24 protein-coding genes and 1 pseudogene are annotated in these 22,785 nt (G+C 76.1%); 15 read left to right on the top strand and 10 right to left on the bottom strand.

Features of this window, described 5'->3' with window-relative positions; translation table 11 throughout:
• Positions 1 to 442: RNA-guided endonuclease InsQ/TnpB family protein (locus IE98_RS0112885; protein WP_030268351.1), on the bottom strand; the 442-nt coding region annotated here is incomplete at its 3' end.
• 23 nt (positions 443 to 465) lie between these two features.
• On the opposite strand from IE98_RS0112885, the pseudogene tnpA reads away from it, so the two are divergent.
• A pseudogene (tnpA, locus tag IE98_RS42390) lies at positions 466 to 880 on the top strand (IS200/IS605 family transposase).
• 327 nt (positions 881 to 1,207) lie between these two features.
• Entirely contained in the window at positions 1,208 to 1,762 is a 555-nt protein-coding gene (locus tag IE98_RS0112875) for an NUDIX domain-containing protein (protein WP_030268349.1), read from the top strand.
• 9 nt (positions 1,763 to 1,771) lie between these two features.
• Here IE98_RS0112875 and IE98_RS0112870 read toward each other — a convergent pair whose 3' ends face one another.
• Complete coding sequence (locus tag IE98_RS0112870) at positions 1,772 to 2,671, bottom strand: WD40 repeat domain-containing protein (protein WP_159400897.1); 900 nt, start codon at positions 2,669 to 2,671, stop codon at positions 1,772 to 1,774.
• Positions 2,672 to 2,937: 266 nt separating this feature from the next.
• On the opposite strand from IE98_RS0112870, the gene IE98_RS0112865 reads away from it, so the two are divergent.
• Positions 2,938 to 3,684, top strand: a complete 747-nt coding sequence (locus tag IE98_RS0112865; protein ID WP_030268345.1) for a DUF4190 domain-containing protein — start codon at positions 2,938 to 2,940, stop codon at positions 3,682 to 3,684.
• Between the two features lie 238 nt (positions 3,685 to 3,922).
• Positions 3,923 to 5,185, top strand: coding sequence for an Ig-like domain-containing protein (locus tag IE98_RS0112860; RefSeq protein ID WP_030268343.1), 1,263 nt, complete (start codon positions 3,923 to 3,925; stop codon positions 5,183 to 5,185).
• 405 nt (positions 5,186 to 5,590) lie between these two features.
• Here the strand turns inward: IE98_RS0112860 and IE98_RS0112855 are convergent, their stop codons facing one another.
• Entirely contained in the window at positions 5,591 to 6,562 is a 972-nt protein-coding gene (locus tag IE98_RS0112855) for a LysR family transcriptional regulator (RefSeq protein ID WP_199922904.1), read from the bottom strand.
• Positions 6,563 to 6,749: 187 nt separating this feature from the next.
• Here IE98_RS0112855 and gcvH point away from each other — a divergent pair, with 187 nt between their 5' ends.
• The gene (gcvH, locus tag IE98_RS0112850; protein ID WP_030268335.1) at positions 6,750 to 7,142 is read left to right on the top strand and encodes a glycine cleavage system protein GcvH; all 393 of its coding nucleotides are present in this window, start codon (positions 6,750 to 6,752) and stop codon (positions 7,140 to 7,142) included.
• Between the two features lie 50 nt (positions 7,143 to 7,192).
• Here the strand turns inward: gcvH and IE98_RS0112845 are convergent, their stop codons facing one another.
• Positions 7,193 to 7,669 carry a DUF6194 family protein gene (locus IE98_RS0112845; protein ID WP_030268333.1) on the bottom strand — a complete coding sequence of 159 codons (477 nt, stop codon included), beginning with the start codon at positions 7,667 to 7,669 and terminating at the stop codon, positions 7,193 to 7,195.
• 158 nt (positions 7,670 to 7,827) lie between these two features.
• Between IE98_RS0112845 and IE98_RS0112840 the strand changes: the two genes are divergently transcribed.
• Positions 7,828 to 8,505 carry a MerR family transcriptional regulator gene (locus IE98_RS0112840; RefSeq protein WP_030268331.1) on the top strand — a complete coding sequence of 226 codons (678 nt, stop codon included), beginning with the start codon at positions 7,828 to 7,830 and terminating at the stop codon, positions 8,503 to 8,505.
• 85 nt (positions 8,506 to 8,590) lie between these two features.
• Here the strand turns inward: IE98_RS0112840 and IE98_RS0112835 are convergent, their stop codons facing one another.
• Positions 8,591 to 9,895 (bottom strand): MFS transporter, encoded by a 1,305-nt coding sequence (locus IE98_RS0112835; RefSeq protein WP_052390470.1) that lies wholly within the window; start codon positions 9,893 to 9,895, stop codon positions 8,591 to 8,593.
• Positions 9,896 to 10,140: 245 nt separating this feature from the next.
• On the opposite strand from IE98_RS0112835, the gene IE98_RS0112830 reads away from it, so the two are divergent.
• Entirely contained in the window at positions 10,141 to 10,395 is a 255-nt protein-coding gene (locus tag IE98_RS0112830) for a plasmid mobilization protein (protein WP_030268328.1), read from the top strand.
• A complete protein-coding gene (locus tag IE98_RS0112825) occupies positions 10,395 to 10,763 on the top strand; it encodes a hypothetical protein (protein ID WP_030268327.1) in 369 nt (122 codons plus the stop codon). Before IE98_RS0112830 ends, IE98_RS0112825 begins: the two co-directional genes overlap by 1 nt.
• Before the next feature lie 48 nt (positions 10,764 to 10,811).
• Here IE98_RS0112825 and IE98_RS0112820 read toward each other — a convergent pair whose 3' ends face one another.
• Entirely contained in the window at positions 10,812 to 11,273 is a 462-nt protein-coding gene (locus IE98_RS0112820; RefSeq protein WP_030268326.1) for a MarR family winged helix-turn-helix transcriptional regulator, read from the bottom strand.
• A gap of 134 nt (positions 11,274 to 11,407) precedes the next feature.
• Here IE98_RS0112820 and IE98_RS0112815 point away from each other — a divergent pair, with 134 nt between their 5' ends.
• Positions 11,408 to 12,250 carry an SDR family NAD(P)-dependent oxidoreductase gene (locus tag IE98_RS0112815; RefSeq protein ID WP_030268323.1) on the top strand — a complete coding sequence of 281 codons (843 nt, stop codon included), beginning with the start codon at positions 11,408 to 11,410 and terminating at the stop codon, positions 12,248 to 12,250.
• Positions 12,251 to 12,358: 108 nt separating this feature from the next.
• On the opposite strand, the gene IE98_RS0112810 is transcribed toward IE98_RS0112815, so the two are convergent.
• The gene (locus IE98_RS0112810; protein WP_030268322.1) at positions 12,359 to 13,351 is read right to left on the bottom strand and encodes an aldo/keto reductase; all 993 of its coding nucleotides are present in this window, start codon (positions 13,349 to 13,351) and stop codon (positions 12,359 to 12,361) included.
• A gap of 286 nt (positions 13,352 to 13,637) precedes the next feature.
• Between IE98_RS0112810 and IE98_RS0112805 the strand changes: the two genes are divergently transcribed.
• Positions 13,638 to 14,153 (top strand): SigE family RNA polymerase sigma factor, encoded by a 516-nt coding sequence (locus IE98_RS0112805; RefSeq protein ID WP_030268320.1) that lies wholly within the window; start codon positions 13,638 to 13,640, stop codon positions 14,151 to 14,153.
• Between the two features lie 29 nt (positions 14,154 to 14,182).
• Positions 14,183 to 15,181 carry a hypothetical protein gene (locus IE98_RS0112800; RefSeq protein WP_030268318.1) on the top strand — a complete coding sequence of 333 codons (999 nt, stop codon included), beginning with the start codon at positions 14,183 to 14,185 and terminating at the stop codon, positions 15,179 to 15,181.
• Between the two features lie 108 nt (positions 15,182 to 15,289).
• Here the strand turns inward: IE98_RS0112800 and IE98_RS44545 are convergent, their stop codons facing one another.
• Both IE98_RS44545 and IE98_RS0112790 read right to left on the bottom strand, forming a co-directional pair.
• Positions 15,290 to 16,105, bottom strand: coding sequence for a hypothetical protein (locus tag IE98_RS44545; RefSeq protein ID WP_052390460.1), 816 nt, complete (start codon positions 16,103 to 16,105; stop codon positions 15,290 to 15,292).
• 110 nt (positions 16,106 to 16,215) lie between these two features.
• Positions 16,216 to 17,181 carry a GNAT family N-acetyltransferase gene (locus IE98_RS0112790; RefSeq protein ID WP_234443525.1) on the bottom strand — a complete coding sequence of 322 codons (966 nt, stop codon included), beginning with the start codon at positions 17,179 to 17,181 and terminating at the stop codon, positions 16,216 to 16,218.
• Positions 17,182 to 17,432: 251 nt separating this feature from the next.
• Between IE98_RS0112790 and IE98_RS0112785 the strand changes: the two genes are divergently transcribed.
• The 4 genes from IE98_RS0112785 (at position 17,433) to IE98_RS0112770 (ending at position 22,169) form a co-directional block, all read left to right on the top strand.
• A complete protein-coding gene (locus IE98_RS0112785; protein WP_030268311.1) occupies positions 17,433 to 18,653 on the top strand; it encodes a membrane protein in 1,221 nt (406 codons plus the stop codon).
• Between the two features lie 57 nt (positions 18,654 to 18,710).
• Positions 18,711 to 19,349, top strand: coding sequence for a TMEM175 family protein (locus tag IE98_RS0112780; protein ID WP_052390459.1), 639 nt, complete (start codon positions 18,711 to 18,713; stop codon positions 19,347 to 19,349).
• Between the two features lie 183 nt (positions 19,350 to 19,532).
• Entirely contained in the window at positions 19,533 to 20,960 is a 1,428-nt protein-coding gene (locus tag IE98_RS0112775; RefSeq protein WP_234443524.1) for an alpha/beta hydrolase family protein, read from the top strand.
• 378 nt (positions 20,961 to 21,338) lie between these two features.
• The gene (locus tag IE98_RS0112770) at positions 21,339 to 22,169 is read left to right on the top strand and encodes a Mut7-C RNAse domain-containing protein (protein WP_078660970.1); all 831 of its coding nucleotides are present in this window, start codon (positions 21,339 to 21,341) and stop codon (positions 22,167 to 22,169) included.
• 57 nt (positions 22,170 to 22,226) lie between these two features.
• Here the strand turns inward: IE98_RS0112770 and IE98_RS0112765 are convergent, their stop codons facing one another.
• Complete coding sequence (locus tag IE98_RS0112765) at positions 22,227 to 22,703, bottom strand: SRPBCC family protein (protein WP_030268302.1); 477 nt, start codon at positions 22,701 to 22,703, stop codon at positions 22,227 to 22,229.
• Positions 22,704 to 22,785: the final 82 nt, after the last annotated feature.

The raw sequence follows: 22,785 nt of genomic DNA, 5'->3' as shown, positions 1-22,785 counted from the left end.
GCGACCACTTCACGTCCAGGTCGCCCACCTTCGGCAGGGACAGCTTCCCGCCCGGCGTGATCTTCCACCGGGCGTTCGCGGTGAACCGGAGTGCCTGCCCGGTGTCCTTGCGTGACTTGAAGCGCGGCGCGCCCATGCGCGGGCGCTTCCCCTTGAGGCCGTCGAAGAAGTTCCGGTACGCGGTGTCCAGGTCCCGCAGGGACTGCTGCAACACGACGGCCGACACCTCGCCGAGCCACGCCCGCTGCGGGGTCTTCTTCGCCTCGGTGATCAGCGCCTTCGACAGGTCACCCGTCTTCGGGAACGGCAACCCGGCGGCGCGGGCTTCCTCGCGGGCGCGCAGCGCATCGTTGTACACCGTCCGCACACACCCGAACGCACGCGCCAGCGCCGAGCGCTGACCGACCGTCGGATAGACGCGGAAGGAGTACCTGAGCTGCACAACGGCACCGTACCAGTTGGTTTATGACCGGGTATCAGAACATTCGCACTGGCAGACACTGCGTCTTCCTCCTGCATACGCATTTGGTTTCCGTGACGAAGTACCGGCACAAGGTATTCGCCGACCGGCACCTGACCCGGCTCGAAGAGATCATGCGGAGCGTCTGCGCCGACTTCGAGGTCGAACTGGTCGAGTTCAACGGCGAGAACAACCACGTCCACCTGCTCGTGAACTTCCCGCCCAAGGTCGCCCTGTCCAAGCTGGTCAACAGCCTCAAGGGCGTCAGCTCCCGCCGCATGCGCCAGGAGTTTCCCGACCTGGTCAAGCACTACTGGCAGGCGCAGCGCCTCTGGTCCGGCTCGCACTTCGCCGGCTCCGTCGGCGGCCCCCCTGCCGGCGGTCCACCAGTACATCGAGCAGCAGAACCGCCCGACCTGAACACCCGCGGTGGGCACCGTCCACAGTGCGGGAGAGCGCCCACCGCTGACGTCAGAGCAGGGCTCGGAATCGCCTCACCACCGGACTGAAGCCCGGTGCACTGCAATTAGTCCCGGTAGCCATGCGTTCCCCCGGTGTCCTCGAAGGGGCCAGGCTACGGGAGCCCCGGTGCCGGCCGGCCCGTCGGGCGTCCGGTGTCCCGACCTGTTCACGATCACGCCGGCCAGGCCGTCCACCCGGGTTCCGCGCCTTCCGCCCGCCCGGCGCCGGACCCGCGTAGCGTCGTCGGCAGGCAGGCAGGCACGCGACGGCAGACGGGGAGGCACGATGGGTGGCGCACCGGACGGGTGGCGCAGGACGGGCCGGGAGGTGCTGCACACCGGGCCGTTCGTCCGGCTGCTGGCGGACACCGTGCAGGGGCCGGACGCTCCGCCGTTCCGCTACGAGCACGTCGAAGTGGCGGACGCGGTACGGACGGTGGCGGTCGACGACGAGCAGCGGCTGCTGCTGGTCGAGGACGACTTCTACCTGACCGGGCGCCGGATGCCGCACCTGCCGGGCGGCGGCGTGGAGGCGGGCGAGACGCCGGAGGCCGCGGCCCGAAGGGAGTTGGAGGAGGAGACGGGGCTGCGGGCGGCCCGGTGGCGGCCGCTCGGGGCGATCCACCCGCTGCCGTCGAGCACCTCCGCCGTCACCCACCTGTTCCTGGCGACGGGGCTGTCCGCGGGCACGATGGCCAGGGACGACACGGAGGCAGGGATGACGGTGCACCGCTGCACCCTGGCCGAGGCGCTCGCCCGGGTGAGCTCGGGGGAGATCACCGAGGCGGGCAGCGTGACCGCGATCCTGCTCGCCGACCGGCTGAACGCCGCCGACGGCTGATCCGCCCGGTCAGACCCCGGGGCGGTGGGCGAGCAGGACGAGTTCGCGGTCGACGGCGGCGAGCAGCCGCCCCTCCGGCAGCAGGGCGAGCGCGGCCGCCCGGCCGGGCAGCCGGAGGTCCGGTCCGAGCGGGGAGCGGGTGGTCAGGTCGGTGAGCCGTACCGTGCCGTCGTCGCCGCCGGAGGCCAGCACCGGCCGGCCGGCCCACTCCCCCGCGGCGAGCGCCCCGAACATGCCCCGGTGCGGGGCCGGAGCGGGGACGAGTCCGGTGCCCGCGGTGACGTCCCACAGCCGGATCGTTCCGGCCCAGTCCCCGGTCGCCGCGACGGCCCGGCCGCGCACGGCGGCGAGGGCGAGGGCGTTCACCGCCGACGTCGGCGCGGCGGGGAGCCGGGCGAGCAGGCGACCGTCCGTCAGGTCGTGCACCAGCACGTCGAGGTCCCAGCTCTGGTCGACGTCCATGCCGCTGGAGGTGGCGGCGAGCGGACGACCGTCGACGACCGCCACCGCGACCGCACGGACGCCGTGGTCGTGACCGGTCAGGACGGGGCCGGTGGCGCACCGGTCGGCCAGGTCCCAGAGCCTGGTGCCGCCGTCCTCGTGGCCGGTGACCGCGACCGGCCGGCCGCCGAGGTCGTGGACCGCCACCGAGACGGCGTCGTCGACCGGGAGGTGCCACAGGCAGGCGCCGGTCTCCGGGTCCCGGACGAACCGCGGGTCGTAGTCGCCGACGGTCAGCACGACCGGGCGCCCGGCGACCACCGCCGTCGCCAGGGTGGTGTACCGGCCCGTCTCGAACGCCCCGAGCGGTCGCCCGTCCGCCGCGTCCCACCACCGGACCCGGCCGTCCTGACCCGAGGTCGCTGCCATCGGCCGGCCGCCGACGAGCACCACGGCAACGGCGTTCACCGGTGCCCCGTGACCGCCTCCGTCCACCGCCCCGACCGTCCCGGCGAATCCGCCGCCGACCGGTCCGGTGGCCCACTCCGCAACCCACCCCATCGCGTCCCCCTCCTGTCGCAGCGTCCATGATCCCCCGCCCGGCGGGGCCGGGTGCCCCCGGTGCCCGAACGGTCCGGCAATCCCTTGGACCCGGACCCGTCCGGTGTGATCCACTACGCGCCGGCCCCGCACGGAACACGTCCGGGCGGGGGCCGAGTACCCGGGGAGGGGTCATGACTGCGGAGGCGAACAACGGTACTGACGAGGCGTCCGGAGGCGGCACGGCAGGGCCGGCCGCCGGGGACGACGCCCGGTCGGCCGCGCTGGCCTCGTTCCTCCGGCGGCCGGTGGAGGCGGACCCGAAGGCCCGGCCGGCCTGGAGCCGGCTGGCCGTCGCCTCCGCGGTGGTGGGCCTGATCGGGCCGCTGTGGCCGGCCGGCCTGGTCGCGGGAGCGGTGGCGCTGCTGCGGCTGCGCGGCACCGAGCGCAGCGGCCGCGCCCTCGCGGTGGCGGGCATCGTGCTGAGCACGGTCTGGGCGGCGATGTACCTGGTGGTCGACGGCGGGGGGTCCGACAGTGACCAGGTCCGGACGGTCAGCGGCTACGACCTCCGGGCGGGCGACTGCTTCGGCCTGCAGTCCGCCGACGCCGGGCTGGCCCGTGAGGTCACGGCCGTGCCGTGCGCCGGGACCCACCACGGCGAGGTCCTCGGCCTCGTCGACCTCGGGGAGGCGGTGGCCGGCGGCACGGCCGACCAGGAGGCGAAGGCCCGGACGGACTGCGGTGCGCTGGTGCGCAGTTCCGTCGCCGCCGGGCGGCGGCTGCCCGCGACGGCCGGGGTCGACGTCCTGCTGCCGCAGGGCAACACCACGGTGGTGCGGACGAAGACGCAGGCGGTGTGCGCGGTGGTGGACCCCGGCGCCGGCTGGACGGGGTCGCTCCGCCAACCGTCCGACCCGTCCGACGGATCCGACGGCTGACCGACCCGACCGCCCGCCCGCACGCCCCCGGATTCGTCCGACACCTCCCGCCGCGCACGGCGGAGCGCCGGACGAGCCCTGGTCGATCACCCGGCCGCGGCGGCGCGGCGCCGTGCGGATCACCAATGGCCCGCCCTCCGCGGCGGGCCGGAGGATGGCAGCGCCTCACGGACGTGAGGCCGGATCAGATCCGTGCCACCGGGCCGCCGCAGAGGCGGCCCCGGGAAGGGAAGTGCCGATGGTCAGGGGATTCCTGCGACGTTCCGCCGCGGGCAAGGCCTTGGGGGCGGCGGCCGTCCTCGCCGTGCTGCTGCCGACGGCGGCGTCCGCCGACACGGTCGCCGCCACCGTGCGGACCCCCGGCGCGAGTTCCGGGCCCGCCGCGACCTTCTCCGAGATCTCCACCCACGGGGACTGCACGACCGGGCCGGTGTCCGGCGGCGACACCGATCCCAACACGGGTCTGCCCGATCCCGGCAGCGGCGGGCCCGGCGGCAACGGCGCCCGCGGCGGCAACGGCGGCGGAGGTGGCGGCGGCGGCTGGTACGGCGGTGCGGGCGGCTCCGGCGGCGGCAACCCGGGCAACCTGTACGGCGCGGGCGGTGGCGGTGGCAGCAGTTACGCCGCACCGGCCGCGGGCGGCGCCGTGCTGCTGCCGGGCGTCAACCACGGCAACGGCCGGGCCGCGGTCTCGTTCCGGTACCGCGCCTCGACGACCCTCACCCCGGACAAGGCCGTCCCGCTGTTCGGGCACCCCGTCACCCTGACCGCCGAGGTCGGGTCCAACGGGCCGGGCACCCCGTCCGGGACGGTCACCTTCCTGGAGGGCCCGACCGAGCTGGCCACCGTCCCGCTGGCGGCGGGCCGCGCCCGGTTCACCACGGCGGCCCTGCAGCCCGGGGCGCACACCGTCACCGCCCGCTACGACGGCGATCCGTCCTTCGCGCCGGACGGAACGGCGACCGCCGGGCTCACCGTCGGATTCAGCGGCCCCTGCCTCACGGGCGCCCGCACCGGACCGCTGACGGTGGCACCCGGCCAGTCGCTCTGCCTGGCCGCCGGTGCGCGGCAGACCGGCCCGGTCACCGTCCGGCCCGGCGGGGCGCTGGCGGTCTCCGGCGCCGAACTCACCGGACCGCTCACCGCGGACGGCGCCCTGGCCCTCACCGTCTGCGGCACCGGCCTCACCGGACGGGTGGCGATCACCGGCACCACCGGGCCGGTGCTGTTCGGCGCGGACCGCGACCCGGCCGCGGCGACGGGCTGCGGCGGCAACGCGCTCACCGGGCCGCTGACGCTCGACGCCAACACCGGCGGCCTCCGCGCCGTGGCCAACACCCTGGCCGGCCCGGTCCGGATCACCGACAACGCGGGTGGCGCCGGACCGGCCTTCGAGGCGAACGCCGTCTCCGGCCCGCTGCACTGCGAGGGCAACCTCCCCGCGCCGTCCACCGCCGGCACCACCACGACGGGCCCGCGCACCGGCCAGTGCCGGCCCTGACCGGACCTGCACGTGCGAGAGCGGTCACCGGCCTGCGCCGGTGACCGCTCCGCGGGTGCTCAGCACTGTGGGCGACGGCCGTGGTTCGCTCCGCGCCTGGCACGTGCCTTCTTCTTGCGACGCCGTTTCGACGACATGGACTGCTCCTCTCACCGCCGGCCCCCGTCCCACCGTTCCACACCGTGCCCGGATCGGCCTGCGGGCGCGCACCGGGCCCCGGCCCGGGTCAGCGGCGCAGGCTGCGCCCGTCCGGCAGGTACGCGACCACCCCGAGGACGTTGCCGAGCAGGCAGGTCGCCGTCCACGTCCGCGCCGGCCGGCGGCGCGCGTCGGGGTGGCGGGAGATGTCGACCAGGCAGGTGACGGCCGGGACGAGTACCGCGCGTCAGGACCCGCCGCGGGAGGTCAGGGCGTCCGGTCCGCCGCGGCCGCGGGCCGGTCCGCCTCGGGGAGCCAGTCGCGGCCGGGCCGGTACTCCAGCCAGCGGCGCCGTCGCCCGGCCGCGGTGAAGGCGTCGAGCAGGGCCGGCACGCCCGGGTGCGGCCGGTCCCGGTGCCAGACGAGGGACCAGGCGTAGAGCGGTGTCGGGTCGACGAGGGGCACGACCGCGGTGCCCGTGACGGGCCCGAGCGGGAGTTCCGCGGGCAGCAGGGCGAAGCCGTCCCCACCGGCCCGGACCCGCGCCAGCAGGTGGTCCGGGCCGAGGTTCGCCCCGCCCGGTTCCACCGGGATGCCGAACCGCGCGGCGAAGGCGCCCAGGAAGTCCAGCCGGCCGGCCGCGGCGGGCAGCAGCAGGCGCAGTCCGGCGAGGTCGGCGGGGCGCAGCCGCCGGGCGGAGGCCAGCGGGTGACGGGCCGGGAGCACCGCGTCGACCGGCTCGTACCGGACGGGGCGGTGGGCGAGCGAGCGGTGCAGGCCGTCGTCGAGCGGGTGGAACCGGCCGAACCCGGCGTCGGTCTCGCCGCGCAGCAGGGCGGCCGCGACGCCGGGCAGGTCCCGTCCCGGGCCGACCTCGGCGGGCGGGCCGGCCCCGTCGTCGAGGACCGCCCGGACGGTGCGCAGCGGCTCGAACAGGTGCCCCCAGAGGTCGACCCGGACGGGGCTCCCGCCGTGCCGGACTGCGTCGACCGCGGCGCTGCCGGCCGCCAGCGCGGCCCGGGCCGGGTCGAGGAAGCGGAGCCCGGCGGGGGTGAGGCCGACCTGGGTGCCGGTGCGGTCGAACAGTCGGGTGCCGAGGGTGTCCTCCAGTCGGGCGATGCGTTTGGAGAGGCCCTGCTGGGTGAGGGCGAGCGCCCGGGCCGCCCGCCCGAAGTGCAGGTGGTCGGCGGCGGCGACGAAGGCCCGTACCTGCGCCAGGTCGAGATCCACGGTGATCATTCTCGCCGACGGCCGGCACCGGGTGGACACCGGCCGCGGTGTCCGGGGCCGACACGCCCTCCGTGTGCGACCCACCCGGTCGAGTGACAATCCCGGCTTCCGCACCGGGGCCTGTTGCAGTCTCGGCGGGAACGCCCGTTCCTCGGGCGCCGAGCCGCGGCCGGGCGGCCGCACCACGGAGGGCCTCATGGCGAACATCCCGGACGACCTGAAGTACACCAAGGACCACGAGTGGGTGCGCGAACTCGGCAACGGCCGGGTGCGGGTCGGCATCACCGACCACGCCCAGAAGCAGCTCGGCGACCTGGTGTTCGTCGAGCTCCCGTCGGTCGGGCGGGCCCTGGACACCGGCGAGCCCTTCGGCACCGTCGAGTCCGTGAAATCCGTCTCCGACGTCTTCGCACCGCTGGCGGGCAAGGTCGTCGGCAGGAACGAGGACCTGGAGGGCGACCCCGAACTGGTCAACACCGACCCCTACGACGAGGGCTGGCTGGTCGAGATCGAGCTAGCCAAGGGCGCCGACCTCAAGGGCATGCTGTCCGCCGCCGCCTACCGTGACTGGATCACCGAGGGCATGTAGCAGCGGACGGAGCGGGGCCGCGCCCCTCTCCCGAAGGCCCGCGGCCGCCGTCAGCCGGAGCGGCGGTGGCCGCGGGCCGCGCGGGCGTGCGCGTCGGCCAGCAGCGACCGGGCGAGGTCGGCGGTGGCGGGGCCGGGGTTGAGGATGCAGACCCAGCCCTGGACGGCGTAGGCGGGGTGCGGCAGCAACCGGTCGGTGGCGGTGTGGTCGTAGGCGTCCTGCCGCTCCTGGTGGGCGGCGGGCGGGTGGCCGATCAGCTCCTCGAAGGCGGCCTTGCCGACGGAGACGTTCAACCGGAAGACGCCGGGGCGGTCGAGCTCGGACGCGGTGTCGAAGCCCGCGTAGTCCTTGGTCACCAGGGTCGCGAACGGCATCCGGCGCGGGGAGTCGCCGTCCGGGTCGTGGAAGAAGAAGGTGTCGCCCCAGGCGGCCTCGGGGGCGCCCCCGGCCGCATCGGCGGTGACGGCGACGACGCCGGGCAGGCTCCGGACGTACGCGGTGATCCCGTTCTCGGTGGTCAGATCCATGGCTTCAAGTCTTCCATTGAAGTGCTTGTTGGCAGTTGGCACCGGATGTGCGGCTCCCACACGGGGCCGACCGGCCGTTAACCTTCAAATCGGCTGGAAGGTCGGAGGAGGAGGGGCCGGTGGCGGAGCAGCGGGGGTCGGGACACCGCCCGGTGGACATGGCGCGGGCCGCCGGGATCTCCACCCAGCAGATCCGCAACTACGCGGACGCCGGGATCCTGCCGCCCGCCCCGCGGACCGCCGCCGGGTACCGGCGCTTCGACGGCACCCATCTCGACGCGCTGCTGGCCTACCGGGCCCTGGCCCGGGGGTGCGGCCCGCAGCAGGCCCGGGCGGTGATGCTGGCGGTGCACGCCGGGGAGCGGTCCGATGCGCTCGCCCTGCTGGACGCCGCCCACGCCGGGCTGCACGGCGAACGGCAGGCCCTGGCCGCCACCGGCGCCGCCCTGGAGGCGCTCGCGGACCGGTCGCCGGGGCGGCCGCAGCGGCCGTCGGCCCGCCTGCGGGTCGGGGAGGTCGCCGCGCTGCTCGGGGTCCGGACGTCCGCCGTGCGCACCTGGGAGGCGGCCGGCCTGCTGGCCCCCGGGCGCGAGCGCGGCACCGGCTACCGCAGCTTCGACGCGGCCGACGTCCGGGACGCACGGGTCACCGCGGTCCTGCGGCGGGCGCACTACCGGCTGCCGCAGATCAAGTCCGTCCTGGACGACCTGCGCCGCACCGGCAGCACCGAGGCCCTGCAGACGGTGATCGCCCACCGCCGCACCGCCCTCGACGACCGCACCACGGCCCTGCTGGAAGCAGCCCTGCACCTCTCCCGCTGCCTCGCCCTCCGATGACCCGACAGCTCCGGATGCCCTGCGGGTCCTGTGGGGCCCCGCCGGGCCGGCTGCGGCCCCGCCGGAGGCGGCCGGGCATCGACGGTCAGTGCCCGGGCGGCCGGGGCGGGACGCAGAACCGGCCGAGGACGGCGGCGGCGAGGTAGGCGGCGGCGCCGACGGCCATGGCGGTGCGCAGGCCCGCGCCGTAGGTCGCCGCGGTGGCGAGCAGGGTGCCGCCGAGGGCGACGCCCGCCGCGCTGCCGATCTGGCGGGTGGTGTTGAAGAGGGCGGAGGCGGTGCCCGCGTACGCGGCGGGGGCTGCGGTCATCGCGGTGGTGGTCGTGCCGGTGAGGGCGAAGGAGGTGCCGAAGCCCGCGGCCATCATCGGCAGGACGAGCACCGGGTAGGCCGGGTCCGGCCCGGCGGCGGCCCAGACCGCGAGGCCCGCCGCCGCCACGAGCAGCCCGGCGACGACCAGCGGCCGGTGGCCGGTGCGGCGGGCCAGCCGGCCGGAGAGGGCGGAGGCGAACATGGTCATCGCGACCGCGGGGAAGAGCGCGGCGCCGGTGCGCAGCGCGCTCCACCCGCGCTCGTGCTGGAAGTCCAGGCTGGCCGTGAACACCATGCCGTAGAAGGCGAAGTTGAAGAGCAGTCCGATCACCGCGGCGCCGCTCAGCGCGCGCGACCGCAGCAGCCGCGGCGGCAGGACGGGTGAGCGGGCCCAGCGCTCGCGGGCCGCGAAGGCGGCCGCGGAGAGCACCGCCAGGCCCGCGGCGGCCAGCACGGCCGGGTCGGACCAACCGCGCCGGCCCGCTTCGTTGAGGGCGGCGGTGAGGAGGGCGACCGCGGCCACGACGGCGCACTGGGCGGGCCAGTCCACCGGACGGGCGGGGTTGCGCGGCGAGGCGGCGACGTGCCGCAGGGTCAGGACGAGGCAGACTGCGCCGACCGGCAGGTTGATCAGGAAGACCCAGCGCCAGCCGACCGAGCTCACCAGGACGCCGCCGAGCAGCGGCCCGGCGGAGGCGGCGATGCCGGCCATGGATCCCCAGAGGCCGAAGGCGCGCGAGCGGGCGGCGGCGCCGGGGTAGGACTGCTGGAGCAGGGCGAGCGAGCCGGGCACGATGAGCGCGGCACCGAGGCCCTCGACCAGGCGGGCGGTGACCAGGACGGGGGCGCTCCCGGCGAGCGCGCAGGCGGCCGAGGCCAGGGTGAAGACGGTGACGCCCGCGCAGAAGACCCGGCGGTTGCCGAGCCGGTCGCCGAGCGCGCCGCCGGTGAGCAGCAGTCCCGCGAAGACGAGGGTGTACCCGTCGGTGATCCACTGGATGCCGGTGAGCGAGGCGCCCAGCTCCCGGCCGATCGCCGGGACGGCGACGTTGATGATCGTCACGTCGAGGATGACCATGAAGTACCCGGTGCACACCGCGAGGAGCGGGGCCCAGGAGCGCGGGCCCGCGGCGCCGTCCCCCGTGCCGGGCTGCGCGCCCTGCTGCCGCGGCCCGCCGCCGGGCTTCTCCGTACCCGTCACGCGCGACTCTTCCGGCCTCGGGCCACCTGGACGCGAGCCACCCTACGGGACGCCGGGCCGGTCGGCCGGGAGGCGGCGCCGGGCCCGTTGTAGAGCGGCGTACGCGCCGCTACGCTGCCGGTATGAAGCAGCTGAACGTCCGACTCGACGACGAGGCCCACGAGGCGCTGGAGCAGCGCGCGGAGGCGGCGGGGATGAGCCTGCCGGAGTACGCGCGGCGGATCCTGGCGGAGGAGGCCGACGAGCGGCGCGAGCGGTTCCTGACCGCGGCGGCGCACTTCTCGCAGGCCTGGGGTTCGGCGTTCGAGGCCGAGTTCGGCCCGTACCCGCAGCAGCAGGGGACGGCCGGCGGGGCGGGGAGGGCGAGCGCCGCGTGATGCTGCGGATCGACCGGGCGTGGCTGCTCGACGTCGCGCACCAGTTCCTGCCCGCGGACCCGGACGTGACGGACTACGGGTCGCTGGCGGCCGCCGTCGCACGGCACGTGGACGAGGTGATGGAGGTCCCGGTCTACGGGGGTCTGCACCAGCGGGCGGCGGCGCTGATGCACCAGCTGGTCCGGGTGCCGGCCCTGCAGTTCGGCAACGAGCACTTCGCGGCGGTGGTCGCGGCCTCGTACCTCAGCGCGTCCGGGGTGATCGTCACCGCGGAGCCGAAACAGGCGGCGGAGCTGGCGGCGCGGCTGCGCGACGGGACGGCGGGCGTCCGGGAGTGCGCGGACGCGATCCGCGGCTGGTACCGCTGAGCCGGTCCCGCACGGCGCGGGGCGCGGCCCGGCCGCCGGGCCGGAACGTCAGCCCTCCTTGTGGGCCTTGAGCTTGCGCCAGACGGTGCCGAGGGCCGCCAGGTCCTGCTGGTCGAGGACGTCGGTGAAGACGGGCGCCAGGCAGGCCCGCCGGGTGGCGTCGGCCTCGGCGAACAGTTCGCGGCCCTGCGGGGTGAGGGCCACCTCGACGGAGCGGGCGTCCCGGGCGGACGGGGTGCGGGAGACCAGGCCGCGGGCCTGGAGCGCGTCGAGCACCCGGGAGACCTGGCTGCGGCTGAGCATGGTGCTGTTGCCGAGGACGGAGGCGGCGACGGGCTCCGTGCTGTTGGCGAGCCAGAGCATCACCTCGAACCAGGAGACCGGCAGGTCGTGGGCCTTGGTGAGGGCGCGGTCGACGCGCTCGGTCAGTGTGGTGCCGGCCCAGACCAGGCCGTAGAAGGCGTGGTCGGCCTCGGACATCTCCGCCGGGGTGAGCTTCCTGGTCGCCATGGGCGCGATTCTATCGTGCGTGCGTGCACACGCACCTACTTGCGTGTGTGTGCACGCAATGCTTATGGTGTGTGTGCACACACCGAAGGGTCGACGCGGCTCCCCGCCCGTCCCCGCTCCGGAAGGAACCCACCATGTCCTCCTCCAAGGTCGTCCTGATCACCGGCACCTCCTCCGGCATCGGCCTCGCCGCCGCGGTCGCCGCCGCCCGGGCCGGCTGGCGGACGGTCGCCACCCTGCGCGACCCGGACCGTGCCGACGCGCTGCGCAAGGCCGCCGCCGAGGCCGGTGTCGAGCTGGACGTCCGCCGGCTCGACGTGGTCGACGAGGCTTCGGTCGCCGCCGCGATCGACGGGGTGATCGCCGACCACGGCCGCCTCGACGCCGTCGTCAACAACGCGGGCGCCGGACACCTCGGCACCCTGGAGAACGAGACCGTGGCGGACGTCCGCGCCGTCATGGAGGTCAACTTCTTCGGCGTCCTCAACGTCTCCAAGGCCGCCCTCCCCCACCTGCGGGCCACCGGCGGCCGGCTGATCACCGTCACCAGTGTCGGCGGTGTCGTCGGCCAGCCGTTCAACGAGGCGTACTGCGCCGCCAAGTTCGCGGTCGAGGGCTACATGGAGAGCCTCGCCCCGGTGGCCGCCTCGGTCGGCGTCGGCGTGAGCGTGGTCGAACCGGGCGCCGTGGCCACCGAGTTCGTCAACAACATCGGCCTCGACCTGGAGGCCGAGGTCGCCGCGGCCGGTCCCTACGCCCCCGCCCTCGGCGCCTACCTCGGCCGCACCGTCGCGCAGTTCCTCAACGGCGCACAGACCCCGGACGAGGCCGCGGGTGCGGTCCTCGAGGCGCTGACCGCCGAGCGTCCGGCCTTCCGCCTGCAGACCTCCGACTGGGCCCGCGGCTTCACCGGCACCAAGCTGACCGACCTGGACGGCTCCGCGGTGCTCGGCATGACCGGCAGCTGGGTGGGCTGACCCGCCCCGCCCCGCCCCGCCCCGATCCGCCGCAGCGGCGGGCCGCCCCCGGAACGGGGTGGCCCGCCGCTGCGGCACGCCGGCGCTGCAGAAGGGAGGCGGGGCCGCTCAGGCCCAGGGCAGCCCGGCGCGGGTCCGCCAGTACACCTCGGCGGGCTCGGCCAGCACCGCCAGTCCGGCCAGGTCGGCGGGCCCGAGGGCGAGCGCGGCGGCGGAGAGGTTGGACTCCAGCTGTCCCGCGGTGGCCGCGCCCGACAGCACCAGGTCGGCCCAGGGCTGTGCGGCGGCGGCCGCCAGCGCGAGGGCGTCGCAGGTGGCGCCGGTGCGCACGGCGAGCGCCCGCAGCGCGGCGGTGTCGGGGCCGGTCGCGTTCCGGTCGGCGAGGCGGCCGTTGGCCATGCCCTCCTTCACCACCACCAGCCAGCCGGCCGCGTGCGCCTCGGCGAGCGCCGGCGCCGCCGAGGTCTCCAGCAGGTTCCAGGTCGACTGGACGGCGGCGAACAGCGGCCGGCCCTCGAACTCCACCGCCAGCGCCGCCCGCACGGCCTCGCCCTGGGCCGGTCCGCTGGTGGACAGCCCCACCCGGACGCCCTCCGCCGCGAGCCCCGCCAGCCGCTCGTGCAGCACCGGGTCGGTCAGCGCCGGGCTGTCCGGAGTCACCGAGTGGACGAGGTACACGTCCGGCAGGCCGCCGAGGGACTCCCGGGTCTCCTTCACCTGCCGGTCGAACACCGCGACCGCGTGCTCCTTCACCTCGTGCACCGGCACGCCCGAGGCGTGCCAGTCGGCGGTGTAGGTGTAGCCCCACTTGCTGCCCACCACCGCCCCGGCCGCCGCCTCCGGACGGGCGGCCAGCCACTCGCCGAGGAACTCCTCCGCCCGGCCGTAGGAGCGGGCCGTGTCGAAGTACCGCACCCCGGCCGCGAAGGCGGCGTCCAGCAGCGCGTGCGTGCGCTCCCGCAGCGCACCGACGGTGCGCTCGGCCGGCAGGTCGAGGTCCCGCCCGAGGGTGATGTAGCCGGGCCGGCCGACGGCGGCCGTGCCGAGGCCGTACCGGGCGATCGACGGGCCGGCGGGTCCGGTGGCGGCTGCGGCCGGCATGGCGGCGTCCTCTCGGTCGTTCGGGCAGGCCGGGGCCGGTGCGCCCCGCCCGCACCAGCACCCTACCGACCGCGTCCCGACGACGGCCCGGCGGGCGCGGCGGCCCCGCGGCACGGACCCGGTCCCGCGCACGCACCGTCCGCCGCCCACCCGGAACGCCTCACCCGCCGGCCCCCGCACACCCGAGCGAAAAGTCCGTCAGATCGCGTGCGACCCCGCCGCCGGTCGAGGCGTCTTGTCAGGGTGACAGCAGATCGGCCGAACAGGTACAGCCCGGGGGAAGCAGATGCACGAGGTAGTCGACTTCGACGAGTTCGCGTCCACACGAGCGCGAAGGCTCTTCCAGGTCGCGTACCTGATGTGCGGTGACTTCCACCAGGCACAGGACCTCGTCCAGGTCACCTTCGCGAAGCTCTACGCCTCCTGGGGCCGGCTCGGGCGCAGCGTCCCGGACTCCGGCCTCGACGCGTACGCCCGCAAGGTGCTGCTGCGGACCTACCTGTCGCAGCGCCGGCTCCGCCGCTCCGGGGAGATCCCCACCGGGTCGGTGCCGGACCTGCCGGACGGCCGCGAGGGCGGCCGGACGGCCGAGCTGCGGCTGACGCTGCTGGCGGCGCTGCGCCAACTGCCCCCGCGCAACCGGGCGGCCGTGGTGCTGCGCTACCTGGAGGACCAGAGCCTCGAATCGGTGGCGGAGACGCTCGGCTGCAGCGTCGGCGCCGTCAAGGGGCTGAACACGCGCGGCCTGGCCAAGCTGCGCGAACTGCTGGGCGAGGAACGCGAACTGCTGTTCCGGCACTGAGGAACGAGCGAGAGCACGAGGAGTGCGAGATGGGTCTTGAGGACGACCTGAACGGGATGTTCGCCGAGAGCGTCCACGAACTGAGCCCACCCGTCGGCGAGATGGTGGCCGAGGGCAAGCGGGCCGGCCGGCGGCGGCTGCGCACCCGGCGGATGCTGCAGGCGGCCGGCGCCGCGGCGGTGGCGGCGGCCGTGGTGACGGCGGTCGCGGTGGCGGTGCCCCGGCCCGACGGAGCCCGCGTGGCCGGACCGTCGTCCGGTGGCACGGCGCAGCCGCCGACGGCGGGCGCCTCCGCGGCGGGCCCGGCCACGGCGAGTCCGTCCACCGGCAAAGGGGCCGCGGGTGCGGAACCCGGCAAGGGCGCGGTGTCACCGGGCACGAGCCCGGCGGCCGAACCGGGAACGGCGGACCTGACCTGGCAGGCGATGACGAAGATCCTGTCGGACCTGCTGCCGCCGGGCGCCCGGCTGGGCAACCTGAACCCGTTCGGCGTGAAGTTCAACACCAAGCCGGACGAGCGCTACGTGGAGCTGGAGTACGACGACGGCCACGGGGCCTCGACGGTCATGCTGACCGTGAGTCGGGGCCGGGCGCCGAGCCCGGTCACCTGCGAGAACTGGCACGGCGGCTCCGACGAGGGCACCCGGAAGCCCGGCTACGAGAAGCCGCTGTGCAAGACCGAGGACCTGCCGGACGGCGGCCGGGTGCGGATGTTCGTCACCGGCACCGACATGGTGGGCCTGTACGACGAGATGGTCGAGCTGACCCGGCCCGACGGCGTCACCGTCCAGGTGGTGGCCGCGAACGCCACGCTCGACCAGTACACGGGCCAGAAGGGGGTGCCGATCACGGTCACCCGCGACCGGCCGCCGCTGGGCCTCGACGGCTGGAAGGCGCTGGTGCAGAGCCCGCGCTGGCAGCTGAGGGTGCCGCAGTCGGTGGTGGACGCCGGCCGTGCCTTCGCCAAGACCGTCAGCCGCTTCCCGTGCCCGGACGACGTCAAGCCGGCCGACTGCAGGATCGACTGATCCGGCCGGTCCGCCGCGCCGGCGCCCGCAGCGGACCTCGCCCCTGACGCACCGCCCCGGCGCCTCCGCCCGGATCGCCCTCGCCCTCCTCTCCCCGCCCTCCCCGTGTCAGCGCGGTGCGAGGACGGCGACGTGCGGCCCGTACGCCACCGCCGGCCGTCCGTCCGGGGCGGCGGCGAGCGCCTGCACGGGCTCGGGCAGCAGGTGGTCGGCGGCCACCGCACGGCCGGTGACCGGATCGAGGAACCGCACCGCCCGGTCCTCGCGGACGGCCGCCACGGGCCGGCGGCCCGCCGCGCCGACCAGCACCGCCGTTGCCGCGGACGGCGCCGCCGCGATCTCCGCACGGCCGATCGCCGCCATCTCCGCGAGGTCCCACAGCCGCAGGGTGCCGTCGCGCGCCGTGCTCGCGGCGACCGGGGTTCCGTCGAGCTCCGCGACGGACACCGAGGTCACCCAGTCGGTGTGGCCGGTGAGCGGTTCGCCGATCGGGCGGCCCGTGGTGAGGTCCCGCACCCGCACCGTCCGGTCCCGGCTGCCGGTGACGGCGACGGGGCGTCCGCCCAGCAGGGCGGTGGCGACGGCGGTGACGCGGCCGGTGTGTCCGGTGAGCGGTTCGTGGACGGGCTCACCGGTGGTCAGGTCCCGTACGGCGACGGTGCGGTCGCCGCCGGCGGTGACGGAGGTGAGCCGGTCGGTGCGTCCGGACGGCCGGGCGTGCAGGTGCTGCCCGGTCGCCGCGTCCCGGACCCGGACGGTGGTGTCGCGGCCCGCCGACACCACCACCGGGCGGCCGTCGAACACGGCGACGGCCACCGCCTTCACCGGGCCGTCGTGGCCGGTGAGGGTCTGCCGCAGCCGCGGATCCGCGGTGGGAGTGTCGGCCCGGACCGCGTACCACTCCGGCAGCCGACCCCCACTCACCCCGCCCGCGCCGCCCGCACCACCCGCCGTCGTACCGTCCGCCCCGTGTCGTTCACGCCCGGCACCGTAGCCGCCGCCATCCACAACCCGTGCGGGCGGGACACCCGGGCTCAGCCCCAGGTCATGACGTACTCGTGCTCGAACGCGGTGTAGCCGGTCCGGCCGAAGGCGGCCGCCATGGGTGTGTTGCCGACGTCGGTGGAGGCCCGGATCACCTCGGCGCCGGCCGCGGCCAGCACCCGGGTGCCCTCCGCGAGGAGCTCCTCGGCCAGGCCCCGGCCGCGGTGGCCTGGCAGCACGCCCAGGTAGGCGATGATCGGCCGGTAGGCGTTGCGGGCCGCGACCACCAGGCCCACCGGCTCGCCGGTCCGGGCCGATTCGGCGACCCGCCACCACGCCCGCGGGGTGGTGTACTGCGCGAACTCCTCGTCGTACTGCTGTTGCGCGGCCTCCCGGGCCGTCATCCGGCTCAGGTCGTCGCGGCTGTACGCGTCCAGGGTGCCGGCGAGGATCCCGGTGCAGAGGTCGACCACCTCCGCCTCGCCGGCGGCGGGCCGGATGCGCAGCCGGCCGGTGGGGTCCGGCACGGGGGTGCCGGCGCGCCACTCCAGGCGCAGCCGTTCCACGAACGGGACGGCGCCGAGCCGTTCGACGACCGAGAGCGGGCCGTCGACGACGGCGCGCACCGCAGGGTCCTCGCGCCAGCCGGCCGGCAGGAAGCGGGTGTACTTCGGCGGGACGGTGCCCTCGGGCACGACCGCGGCCAGGGCGCGCCGCAGCAGGGCCTCCGCGGTGGCCCGGTGACCGGGCACGTGGTCGAGCACGTCCAGCAGCAGCGGCTCGGTGCTGCCGGGCGGACACCACCAGCCGGCCCGGGCGAGCAGCCGCCCGTCGGCGTCCAGCGCCGTCCAGAGCAGCTCGGGGCGTCGCCGACCGGCGGCGAGGTCGCCGGCGATCTCGTGGTTGAACGCGTACGGCAGCCGGTTGAACAGCTCGACCTCGTCCGGCCCGGTGATCGGGCGCAGCACGGTGCCGCCGGGGGTGGAAGGGACAGGTGGTGCGGGTACTGCGGTCAAGGCACGCTCCGTGAGGTGGTGCGCCCGGCCGCTCCGGTCAGCGCTGCTGCGCCGCCCGGGAGGGTCCGTGCGCGGTCGTCCTGCTGGTCATCGCCGGCCCTCCTCTCCTCCGACATCGGTGGCGTTCCGTCAGCCCGGAGTTCTACCCGGCCGGAGCGAGGGGCGCAAACGATTTTCCGGGCGCCGCGTCTGCTATCATGAACGCGTCGCCTTCGGCCCCCGCACAACGGGTGGGTCCGGAGGCTTTTTTCATGCCTTCCGACACTCTCGCACCTCCCGCATCCACCCCGACCGGCTACCGCGCGCTGCTCCGCACCGGGCAGTTCGCCGCCCTGTTCACGAGCTTCGCCCTGACCGTGGCCGCGAACGCGCTCGCCGGCCTCGCCCTCGGCACCCTCGTCGGCCGGCGGACCGGCTCGCCGTTCCTCACGGCGGTGAGCATGTACGGCGCCACCTTCGCGACCGTCCTGGGTGCGCTGACCCTGATGTCGGTCGCCGACGGGCGCCGTCCGCGCCGGACCCTGCTGGTGCTGCACGGCGTGGCGCTGGCGGGCACGGCCGCGCAGGCGGTGCCCGGTCTGCCCCTGGTCGGCCGGTTCGGCGTGCTCGTGGTGCTCGGCTTCGTCCAGTCGCTGGGGACGGCCACCCGGATGGGGCTGCTGGCCGCGGCCGTGCCCGCCGCCGGGTACGCGCCGGCCCGTTCGCTGATGAACATCGCCTCCGGCGGCCTGACCGTCCTCGGCACCGCCGGGGGCGCGGCGCTGCTGCAGCAGCTGGATCCGCAGCGGGTGCTCGCCGTGGCGGCCGGGCTGAGCGCGCTGTCGCTGCTGGTGGTGGCGGTCGGTGTCCGGGAGCGGCCGATCGGTCCGGTCCGGCGGCCGGGCCTGCGCAGCACGTGGGCGACCCATGCCCTGCTCTTCGCCGATCCGGGCCGCCGGGCGCTGCTGCTGAACCTGTGGGTGCCGAACGGGCTGGTGGTCGGCTGCGAGGCACTGTTCGTGCCGTTCGCCGCGGACCGCGCCGGTGTCCTGCTGGCGGCCGTCTCGGCGGGCATGATGTGCGGCGACCTGGTGGTGGGCCGGCTCGTCCCGGCCGGGCTGCGCCGCCGTCTGGCGTTCCCGCTGCGGCTGCTGCTCGCCGTGCCGTTCCTGCTGTTCGCGCTCCGCCCGCCGACGGCCGTGCTGGTGGCAGCCGTGTTCGCGGCGGGCGCCGGGTTCGCGGCGACCCTGCCGCTGCAGGAGCAGTTGCTGGCGCTGACGCCCGGGCGGGTCCGCGGCCAGGTGCAGGGGGTGGAGTCGGCCGGGCGGACGACCTGGCAGGGCGTCGGCGCCGCACTCGCCGGCGGGCTCGCCCAGCTGCTCGGCACCGGGACGGCGATCACCGTGCTGGCCGCCCTCTCCGTCGCGGTCACGGTGCTCTCCCGGCCGGCCGTCGCCCGCGCGGGCCGCGGCGCGGCCGAGAGCGTGTCGTAGCGGCCGCGGGGGCACCGCCCGCGGCGAGGATGGGCCGGACCGACCAGGGAGGACGCCGTGCAGGCCAGGAAACTGCGGAAATTCGAGGCGCGCGCCGCGGACCGGCTCGTCTTCTTCTCGGACGCGGTGGTGGCGATCGCCATCACCCTGCTCGCGCTCGAACTTCCGGTGCCGGAGGGCGCGACGGTCGCCGCCTTCCGGTCGGCCGTCCGCGAGGACCTCGACCACTACACGGCCTTCCTCATCAGCTTCGTCGCGATCGCCGCCGCCTGGGGCCAGCACAACCGGGCCTTCCGGTACACCGAGCGCACCGACGAACGGCTGCGCACCGTCAACGCCTGCTGGCTGCTCACGATCGTGCTCAACCCCTTCGCCACCAAACTGCTCACCACCGAGGGGGACGACACCGACACCGTCGGCCTGCGGTTCGGCTTCTACGCCCTGCTGCAGTTCCTGGCGCACGCCTCGGTGATCGCGATGGAGCGCCGGATGACCGCACAGCAGCTGCGCGACCCGGACGTCCCGCCCGAGATGATCGAGGCCGGGGACCCGGTGCTGTACGGGCTGCTGCTGGGCTTCGGCCTGTCCGTCCCGCTGTTCTTCGCGACGCAGTACGCCTGGGTCCTGTGGATCGTCGTCCCCGTGACGGCCGGCCGGATCTCCCGGCACCGCACCCGGAAGGCCACCGCCGACTGACGGGGGCGGCCGGTCCGCCGGCGGGACAGCCGCGAGGGGACGACCCGTGTACGCCGCAAGGTGGAGGTCGGGCGGCTCCGGGATTGGTCTCCGGATGTACGCGGGAGCGACCTCGGAGCGATGCGGCGGCGGGCCGCGCCCGGCCAGCATGGCCGGGTGATCGAGGACATGACGTGGTTTCGGATGACCGGTCCTGAGCTCCTGGCGGTGCTGGGGGCGGTGGCGCTGGTGCTGGTGCGGTGGCTGCCGCCGGGTGCCCGGCGGGTGACGGCGGCGGCCGGCGGGGTCGCCGTCCTGGCCGGCGGAGCAACAGCGGCGCTGACCGGCGGGCTGCGCTGGCAGCTGGCGCCGGTCCTCGCCGCGGCCCTCCTGGTCGGGCCGTTCGCGGTCGCCCCGCTGCTGCCGCGGCGGTCGGGCCGCGCACCGCGCCGGGCCCGACGGTGGCTGGCGGTGCCGGCCTCGGCGGCCTGCCTCCTGCTGGTCGCGGCGGGCCCGGCGGCGACCTGGGCGTTCCCGGTGCCGGACTTCCCCCGGCCGACCGGCCCGTACCCGGTGGGCACCCGGGTCGTGGAGTGGACGGACGGGCAGCGCCCGGAGCCGGCCACCGCCGACCCGGACGACCGCCGCACCGTCGTCGTCCAGCTCTGGTACCCGGCCGCGCCCGGACCCGGGGCGGCCCGGGCGCACTACCTGGGGCGGACGGAGCAGGAGTCCCGGACGGTCGCCGACGCCCTGGCCGGGTACGCCGGGCTGCCCGGCCTCCTGCTGGACGGCCCGGCCCGCGCCCGGACCCGGTCCGTTCCGGACGCCGCGGTGGCGGTCGACGGCGGGCGGTTCCCGGTGGTGCTGTTCTCGCCCGGCCTGGGCGGGGTGCGCGGCCAGAACACCGCCTTGGCGGAGGAACTGGCTAGCCACGGCTACGTGGTGGCCGGCCTCGACCACCCCTACGACTCGGCCGCGGTGGTGCTGGCCGACGGCCGGACGGTCCCCACCCGGGTGGCGTCCACCGGCGACCGGGCCGAGGACGAGCGGCGGGCGGTCGGCTGGAAGGAGGTCCGTGCCGCCGATCTCGGCTTCGTCCTCGGCCGGCTGCAGCGGATCGGACGCGGGCAGGACGCCGACCCGCTGGCCGGCCGACTCGACACCGCACGGGTCGCGGCGGCCGGCCACTCGCTCGGCGGGGCCGCCGCACTGCTGGCCGCCCGCCGGGACGCGGGCTTCGCCGCCGCGATCGACCTGGACGGCAACCCGCACGACCCCGCCCCGCAGCCCCTCCACCGCCCGGTCCTCGCCCTCACCCAGGAGATCGGGCCGCAGACCGACCCGGACTACCTGCCCGCCCTGCAGAAGGTCCTCGATCTCGACACGGCCGACTCCTACCGGCTCACCGTGCCGGGTACGGCGCACCTCACCTTCACCGACGCCCCGCTCTACCTGCCGCCGTTCCCTTCACTGGTCGGCACCCTCGACCGCACCGACGGCCCCCGGCTGACGGCGGCCGCGTGCCTGGCCTTCCTGGACACCGTCCTCCGCGACCGACCGGGCGACCCGGCGGCGGCCCTGGCCCCGCTCGGCGAACTCACCGTCCACCACGGGCAGGACCACGGCTGACCACCCGGCCGCGCGACGGACGGCCCGTCACGCGCACCCCCCGGCAGCACCGTTCGCCGACCTCGGGGTGCCTCGTGGGGCCCGGGGAACTGCGCGATCCGGATGCAGGCCACCGCACGGACCAGGGACGACGGACGGGCCCGGCCCGGAGCCCCGTCGGGGCGGCCAGGACGGGGTTCGCCGCGCTCGTCGAGGAGCTCCTCGGCCACGTCGGGGCCGGTACGAAGGTCGCCGAGCCGCGACCTGCCCCGGCCGGCGGAGCGGACGGCCGCCCGGGTCGACCACTTCGAACGGGCCCGGCGGGCCCGCTGACGCCCGTGGGCGCGCCGGTCCGGAAATGGGGCGACCGGCGCACCGCCGTCCTGGCATCCTGGGCGTGTGGAGAGAGCGGAGATCCGGATCGAGTTCGTCCCCGAGCTGCACGTCTTCGTGAACGTGCGCAGGCGGGCGGGCCGGTCGGCGGTGACCACCGACGGCAGTTCGACCCTCGGGCACGTCGTGGAGTCGCTCGGCGTGCCGCTCACCGAGGTGGGCGGCCTGGTCGTGGACGGGGCGGCCGCGGACGCCTCCCACGTGCCCGCGCCGGGTGAGCAGGTCTCCGTCCTCGCCGTCGCCCGGCCGCAGCGGCTGCCCGGGCCGCCGCGCTTCCTGCTCGACGTCCACCTGGGCACCCTGGCCCGGCGGCTGCGGCTGCTCGGGGTGGACGCCGCCTACGAGAGCACCGACATCGGCGATCCGGCGCTGGCGGCCCGGTCCGCCGACGAGCAGCGCGTGCTGCTCTCCCGGGACCGCGGGCTGCTGCACCGCCGGGAGCTCTGGGCCGGCGCCTACGTGTACAGCCACCGCCCGGCCGACCAACTGCGGGACGTGCTCTCCCGGTTCGCTCCCCCGCTGGCCCCCTGGACGCGCTGCACCGCCTGCAACGGGACGCTGCGCGAGGTCGCCAAGACCTCCGTCCGCGAGCACCTGGAGGACGGCACCGAGCGCTCGTTCGACGTCTTCGCCCAGTGCACGGCCTGCGAGCAGGTGTACTGGCGCGGCGCCCACCACGAGCAGCTGAGCGGCATCGTCGCCGAGGCGGTGGCGGAGTTCGGCGGCGACCCCGACGGCCCCGCGGCGCCGGCCGCGCCGGACGGCCCGCTGCACACCTCGGTCGCCGCGCAGCGCCGCCGCCCGGACCGGGCCGCGGCAGGCCCGACCCCGGTCTGAGACCGGCCTGAGACCGGCCCGGAGCCGGGCCGCCACCGCCCGGCAGCGGACGGTCCGTCAGGCCGGTGGCAGGCAGGCGTCCCGCAGGCGGTGCAGCGTGGTGCGCATGCCGGCCCGGTTGCGTTCGGCGCGCTGCGCGGCGGGGGTGCCGCTGAAGATCAGGCCGAGCGTCTCGGCCGTGGCGGCGCCCGCCCCTCCGCGGCGGTGGTCGATCCAGTACTCGGTGACCAGCGTGCCGTCGCCCTGCGGTTCGAGCCGGTAGCCCCAGCGGGCCACCGGCAGGCCGAAGGTGGTGACGTCGAAGGCGAATTCGCGGTCGGGGTCGGCGACGACGATCCGGCAGGTGGTGAACCAGACCCAGGCGGCCCGCCGGTTGAAGCCGACGAAGCGCCGGCCCCGCTGCCAGACGCCCACCACCTCGGGGCTGAACTCCCTCATCCGGCGCACGTCGGCGAGCAGCGCGTACACCGCGTCCGGTGGGACGGCGGGGAACTCCAGCGACTCCTCGACGGTCCAGATCCGTTCGGCGCTCATCGGCCGGTCTCCTCCCCTGCGACGGACGGGAGGCGCCCGCGCCCCCGCGACCAGCACGATACGCGCGAGTGCCGGGCCGCGG

Source organism: Streptomyces sp. NRRL B-24484 (assembly GCF_000717715.1).
Lineage (GTDB): Bacteria > Actinomycetota > Actinomycetes > Streptomycetales > Streptomycetaceae > Kitasatospora.
Note: the sequence above shows the minus strand (reverse complement) of the source record. Positions and strands in the feature narration are given on the sequence as shown.

Bases quoted from the DNA above. Each gene is read 5' to 3' on its own strand.
- IE98_RS0112825 (WP_030268327.1), top strand. From the start codon at position 10,395: ATGCTGCGGATCGACCGGGCGTGGCTGCTCGACGTCGCGCACCAGTTC.
- IE98_RS0112845 (WP_030268333.1), bottom strand. From the start codon at position 7,669: ATGGATCTGACCACCGAGAACGGGATCACCGCGTACGTCCGGAGCCTG.
- IE98_RS0112830 (WP_030268328.1), top strand. From the start codon at position 10,141: ATGAAGCAGCTGAACGTCCGACTCGACGACGAGGCCCACGAGGCGCTG.
- IE98_RS0112775 (WP_234443524.1), top strand. From the start codon at position 19,533: ATGACCGGTCCTGAGCTCCTGGCGGTGCTGGGGGCGGTGGCGCTGGTG.
- IE98_RS0112820 (WP_030268326.1), bottom strand. From the start codon at position 11,273: ATGGCGACCAGGAAGCTCACCCCGGCGGAGATGTCCGAGGCCGACCAC.
- IE98_RS0112860 (WP_030268343.1), top strand. From the start codon at position 3,923: ATGGTCAGGGGATTCCTGCGACGTTCCGCCGCGGGCAAGGCCTTGGGG.
- gcvH (WP_030268335.1), top strand. From the start codon at position 6,750: ATGGCGAACATCCCGGACGACCTGAAGTACACCAAGGACCACGAGTGG.
- IE98_RS0112805 (WP_030268320.1), top strand. From the start codon at position 13,638: ATGCACGAGGTAGTCGACTTCGACGAGTTCGCGTCCACACGAGCGCGA.
- IE98_RS0112875 (WP_030268349.1), top strand. From the start codon at position 1,208: ATGGGTGGCGCACCGGACGGGTGGCGCAGGACGGGCCGGGAGGTGCTG.
- IE98_RS0112865 (WP_030268345.1), top strand. From the start codon at position 2,938: ATGACTGCGGAGGCGAACAACGGTACTGACGAGGCGTCCGGAGGCGGC.
- IE98_RS0112815 (WP_030268323.1), top strand. From the start codon at position 11,408: ATGTCCTCCTCCAAGGTCGTCCTGATCACCGGCACCTCCTCCGGCATC.
- IE98_RS0112800 (WP_030268318.1), top strand. From the start codon at position 14,183: ATGGGTCTTGAGGACGACCTGAACGGGATGTTCGCCGAGAGCGTCCAC.
- IE98_RS0112765 (WP_030268302.1), bottom strand. From the start codon at position 22,703: ATGAGCGCCGAACGGATCTGGACCGTCGAGGAGTCGCTGGAGTTCCCC.
- IE98_RS0112855 (WP_199922904.1), bottom strand. From the start codon at position 6,562: ATGATCACCGTGGATCTCGACCTGGCGCAGGTACGGGCCTTCGTCGCC.
- IE98_RS0112840 (WP_030268331.1), top strand. From the start codon at position 7,828: ATGGCGCGGGCCGCCGGGATCTCCACCCAGCAGATCCGCAACTACGCG.
- IE98_RS0112810 (WP_030268322.1), bottom strand. From the start codon at position 13,351: ATGCCGGCCGCAGCCGCCACCGGACCCGCCGGCCCGTCGATCGCCCGG.
- IE98_RS0112835 (WP_052390470.1), bottom strand. From the start codon at position 9,895: ATGGTCATCCTCGACGTGACGATCATCAACGTCGCCGTCCCGGCGATC.
- IE98_RS0112785 (WP_030268311.1), top strand. From the start codon at position 17,433: ATGCCTTCCGACACTCTCGCACCTCCCGCATCCACCCCGACCGGCTAC.